This window comes from Marinomonas aquiplantarum (genome assembly GCF_003314975.1).
Taxonomy (GTDB): Bacteria; Pseudomonadota; Gammaproteobacteria; order Pseudomonadales; family Marinomonadaceae; genus Marinomonas; species Marinomonas aquiplantarum.
The window spans coordinates 1-5,123 of record NZ_QNRF01000022.1; the positions used below are offsets into that span (position 1 = coordinate 1).

3 rRNA genes are annotated in these 5,123 nt (G+C 49.9%); all 3 read right to left on the reverse strand.

The window, feature by feature from the left end:
* Positions 1-6: 6 nt before the first annotated feature.
* A 5S ribosomal RNA gene (gene rrf / locus DFP76_RS17955) occupies positions 7-121 on the reverse strand.
* Positions 122-295: 174 nt separating this feature from the next.
* Positions 296-3,186, reverse strand: a 23S ribosomal RNA gene (locus DFP76_RS17960).
* A 334-nt stretch (positions 3,187-3,520) separates the two neighbouring features.
* Positions 3,521-5,060 (reverse strand): 16S ribosomal RNA (locus tag DFP76_RS17965).
* The 16S, 23S and 5S rRNA genes sit together here, the layout of an rRNA operon.
* Between the last annotated feature and the right edge of the window lie 63 nt (positions 5,061-5,123).

The window sequence follows — 5,123 nt, forward strand, 5'->3', positions numbered from 1 at the left end:
TTTAAAGCTTGACGACGACCTACTCTCACATGGGATCCCCCACACTACCATCGGCGATGGCGCTTTTCACTTCTGAGTTCGGGATGGGATCAGGTGGTTCAACGCCTCTATGATCGTCAAGCAATTCGGTTTGCGTATCGTTTTGGTTTGAGTTCTTCTACTCTTTAACCAAAACACGCGAATACGTTGCTTGGATCTTTAACAATTCATTTTGAAATAACGTGGATCAAGTGTTAAACCGGATCGTATTATGTGTCTTTTAGCTTTTATTAGCTAAAAACTACTTTGGTGTTATATGGTCAAGCCTCACGAGCAATTAGTATTGGTTAGCTCAATGCCTCACAGCACTTACACACCCAACCTATCAACGTCGTAGTCTTCAACGGCTCTTTAGGGAACTTAGGTTCCAGTGAGATCTTATCTTGAGGGAGGCTTCCCGCTTAGATGCTTTCAGCGGTTATCCCGTCCGAACGTAGCTACCCGGCAATGCCACTGGCGTGACAACCGGAACACCAGAGGTTCGTCCACTCCGGTCCTCTCGTACTAGGAGCAGCTCCTCTCAAATCTCAAACGTCCACGGCAGATAGGGACCGAACTGTCTCACGACGTTCTAAACCCAGCTCGCGTACCACTTTAAATGGCGAACAGCCATACCCTTGGGACCGGCTTCAGCCCCAGGATGTGATGAGCCGACATCGAGGTGCCAAACACCGCCGTCGATGTGAACTCTTGGGCGGTATCAGCCTGTTATCCCCGGAGTACCTTTTATCCGTTGAGCGATGGCCCTTCCATACAGAACCACCGGATCACTAAGACCTACTTTCGTACCTGCTCGACGTGTCTGTCTCGCAGTTAAGCGTGCTTTTGCCTTTACACTCTATGCATGATTTCCGACCATGCTGAGCACACCTTCGTGCTCCTCCGTTACTCTTTGGGAGGAGACCGCCCCAGTCAAACTACCCACCACACAGTGTCCTCGATCCCGATAAGGGACCTGAGTTAGAACCTCAAACGTACCAGGGTGGTATTTCAAGATTGGCTCCAATAGAACTGGCGTCCTATCTTCAAAGCCTCCCACCTATCCTACACAAGTAGGTTCAAAGTTCACTGTGAAGCTATAGTAAAGGTTCACGGGGTCTTTCCGTCTAGCCGCGGATACACAGCATCTTCACTGCGATTTCAATTTCACTGAGTCTCGGGTGGAGACAGTGTGGCCATCGTTACGCCATTCGTGCAGGTCGGAACTTACCCGACAAGGAATTTCGCTACCTTAGGACCGTTATAGTTACGGCCGCCGTTTACTTGGGCTTCGATCAAGAGCTTCGCTTACGCTAACCCCATCAATTAACCTTCAAGCACCGGGCAGGCGTCACACCCTATACGTCCACTTTCGTGTTTGCAGAGTGCTGTGTTTTTAATAAACAGTCGCAGCCACCTGGTATCTTCGACCGACTAGTGCTTACGGAGCAAGTCCTTCACACCGGCCGGCGTACCTTCTCCCGAAGTTACGGTACCATTTTGCCTAGTTCCTTCACCCGAGTTCTCTCAAGCGCCTTGGTATTCTCTACCTGACCACCTGTGTCGGTTTGGGGTACGGTTCCTGTATATCTGAAGCTTAGAAGTTTTTCCTGGAAGCATGGCATCAACCACTTCGTCCAAAAGAGGACTCGTCATCAATTCTCAGCCTTAACAGGGTTCCGGATTTACCTAAAACCCCAGCCTACAACCTTAAACGCGGACAACCATCGCCGCGCTGGCCTAGCCTTCTCCGTCTCTCCATCGCAATATACACGAGTACAGGAATATTAACCTGTTTCCCATCGACTACGCATTTCTGCCTCGCCTTAGGGGCCGACTCACCCTGCCCTGATTAACATGGGACAGGAAACCTTGGTCTTCCGGCGGGGGAGTTTTTCACTCCCCTTATCGTTACTCATGTCAACATTCGCACTTCTGATACCTCCAGGATGCCTTACAGCTTTCCCTTCAACGGCCTACAGAACGCTCCTCTACCATCCAAGATAAATCTTGAATCCGTAGCTTCGGTGTACAGTTTGAGCCCCGTTATATCTTCCGCGCAGGCCGACTCGACTAGTGAGCTATTACGCTTTCTTTAAAGGATGGCTGCTTCTAAGCCAACCTCCTAGCTGTCTGAGCCTTCCCACATCGTTTCCCACTTAACTGTAACTTTGGGACCTTAGCTGACGGTCTGGGTTGTTTCCCTTTCCACGACGGACGTTAGCACCCGCCGTGTGTCTCCCGCGCTCATACTCATTGGTATTCGGAGTTTGCATGGGGTTGGTAAGTCGGGATGACCCCCTAGCCCAAACAGTGCTCTACCCCCAATGGCAATACGCGAGGCGCTACCTAAATAGCTTTCGAGGAGAACCAGCTATCTCCGAGCTTGATTAGCCTTTCACTCCTATCCACAAGTCATCCCCGGACTTTTCAACGTACGTGGGTTCGGTCCTCCAGTTAGTGTTACCCAACCTTCAACCTGCTCATGGATAGATCGCCCGGTTTCGGGTCTATTCCCAGCAACTAAACGCCCTATTAAGACTCGGTTTCCCTACGGCTCCACTATTCGCTTAACCTTGCTACTGAAAATAAGTCGTTGACCCATTATACAAAAGGTACGCAGTCACCGAATAAATCGGCTCCCACTGCTTGTACGTACACGGTTTCAGGATCTATTTCACTCCCCTCACAGGGGTTCTTTTCGCCTTTCCCTCACGGTACTGGTTCACTATCGGTCAGTCAGGAGTATTTAGCCTTGGAGGATGGTCCCCCCATATTCAGACAGGATAACACGTGTCCCGTCCTACTCGTTTTCATTGATAAGGCGTTTTCGTATACGAGGCTATCACTCTCTACGGCGACCCTTTCCAGAGTCTTCTACTAACACCAAATCAACTTAAGGGCTAATCCCCTTTCGCTCGCCGCTACTTAGGGAATCTCGGTTGATTTCTTTTCCTCCGGGTACTTAGATGTTTCAGTTCCCCGGGTTCGCCTCCACACAGCTATGTATTCACTGTGGGATACTCTACAAGTAGAGTGGGTTTCCCCATTCGGACATTTCGGGATCAAAGTCTGTTTATCGACTCCCCCGAACTTTTCGCAGATTACCACGTCCTTCATCGCCTCTGACTGCCAAGGCATCCACCGTGCACGCTTGGTCACTTGACCATATAACCCAAAATAGTTTCCACTCAGAAGAGTGTCATATTAAGAATCACATACCAAAGAAGCTTTTGTCTCTTCTCTGGATTTACGATAATAGAAAGTCACTAGGTTAAAGTGCTTTCCACCGGTTTAACGCTTGATTCATCGTTATTTCAAAATTTGAATTGTTAAAGAGCAAGTTTAGTGCAAAGCACTAAGTCAGAAACTAACCAACACAATATGTTGTGATTAGTGTCTTGCTTAACACTTTGTCTAAAACGCTTTTAAGATAGGTTGCCATGAGAACTCATAGCCATCAGATAATTTGTGTGAACGCTCACCAGTGCTTCATATCGTTTAAGGAGGTGATCCAGCCCCAGGTTCCCCTAGGGCTACCTTGTTACGACTTCACCCCAGTCATTGACCACTCCGTGGTAACCGCCATCCCCGAAAGGTTAAGCTAGCTACTTCTGGAGCAATCAACTCCCATGGTGTGACGGGCGGTGTGTACAAGGCCCGGGAACGTATTCACCGTGGCATTCTGATCCACGATTACTAGCGATTCCGACTTCATGGAGTCGAGTTGCAGACTCCAATCCGGACTACGACGTACTTTATGGGATTTGCACACTCTCGCAAGTTAGCAGCCCTTTGTATACGCCATTGTAGCACGTGTGTAGCCCTACTCGTAAGGGCCATGATGACTTGACGTCGTCCCCACCTTCCTCCGGTTTGTCACCGGCAGTCTCCTTAAAGTTCCCACCCGAAGTGCTGGCAAGTAAGGATAAGGGTTGCGCTCGTTACGGGACTTAACCCAACATTTCACAACACGAGCTGACGACAGCCATGCAGCACCTGTCTCAGAGTTCCCGAAGGCACCAAAGCATCTCTGCTAAGTTCTCTGGATGTCAAGAGTAGGTAAGGTTCTTCGCGTTGCTTCGAATTAAACCACATGCTCCACCGCTTGTGCGGGCCCCCGTCAATTCATTTGAGTTTTAACCTTGCGGCCGTACTCCCCAGGCGGTCTACTTAGTGCGTTAGCTGCGCCACTAAGTCATTACAACCCAACGGCTAGTAGACATCGTTTACGGCGTGGACTACCAGGGTATCTAATCCTGTTTGCTCCCCACGCTTTCGCACCTCAGTGTCAGTATCAGTCCAGGGTGTCGCCTTCGCCACTGATGTTCCTTCCTATATCTACGCATTTCACCGCTACACAGGAAATTCCACACCCCTCTACCGTACTCTAGCCTGCCAGTATCCGGTGCCATTCCAAGGTTGAGCCCTGGGATTTCACATCAGACTTAACAAACCACCTACGCGCGCTTTACGCCCAGTAATTCCGATTAACGCTTGCACCCTCTGTATTACCGCGGCTGCTGGCACAGAGTTAGCCGGTGCTTCTTCTGGAGCTAACGTCAAAATACGTTGGTATTAGCAACGCACCCTTCCTCACTCCTGAAAGTGCTTTACAACCCTAAGGCCTTCTTCACACACGCGGCATGGCTGGATCAGGCTTGCGCCCATTGTCCAATATTCCCCACTGCTGCCTCCCGTAGGAGTCTGGGCCGTGTCTCAGTCCCAGTGTGACTGGTCATCCTCTCAGACCAGTTAGAGATCGTCGCCTTGGTAGGCCTTTACCCCACCAACTAGCTAATCTCACGCAGGCTCATCTAATAGCGGAAGGTCCGAAGATCCCCTCCTTTCCCCAAAAGGGCGTATGCGGTATTAGCATGCGTTTCCACATGTTGTCCCCCTCTACTAGGCAGATTCCTACGCGTTACTCACCCGTCCGCCGCTCGACGCCTGATAGCAAGCTATCATCGTTTCCGCTCGACTTGCATGTGTTAAGCCTGCCGCCAGCGTTCAATCTGAGCCATGATCAAACTCTTCAGTTAAAAAGTTTGCTCACTCAAATCTCGAAACACTAACAATTACTTAATAAAGCGAATTGACGTGTT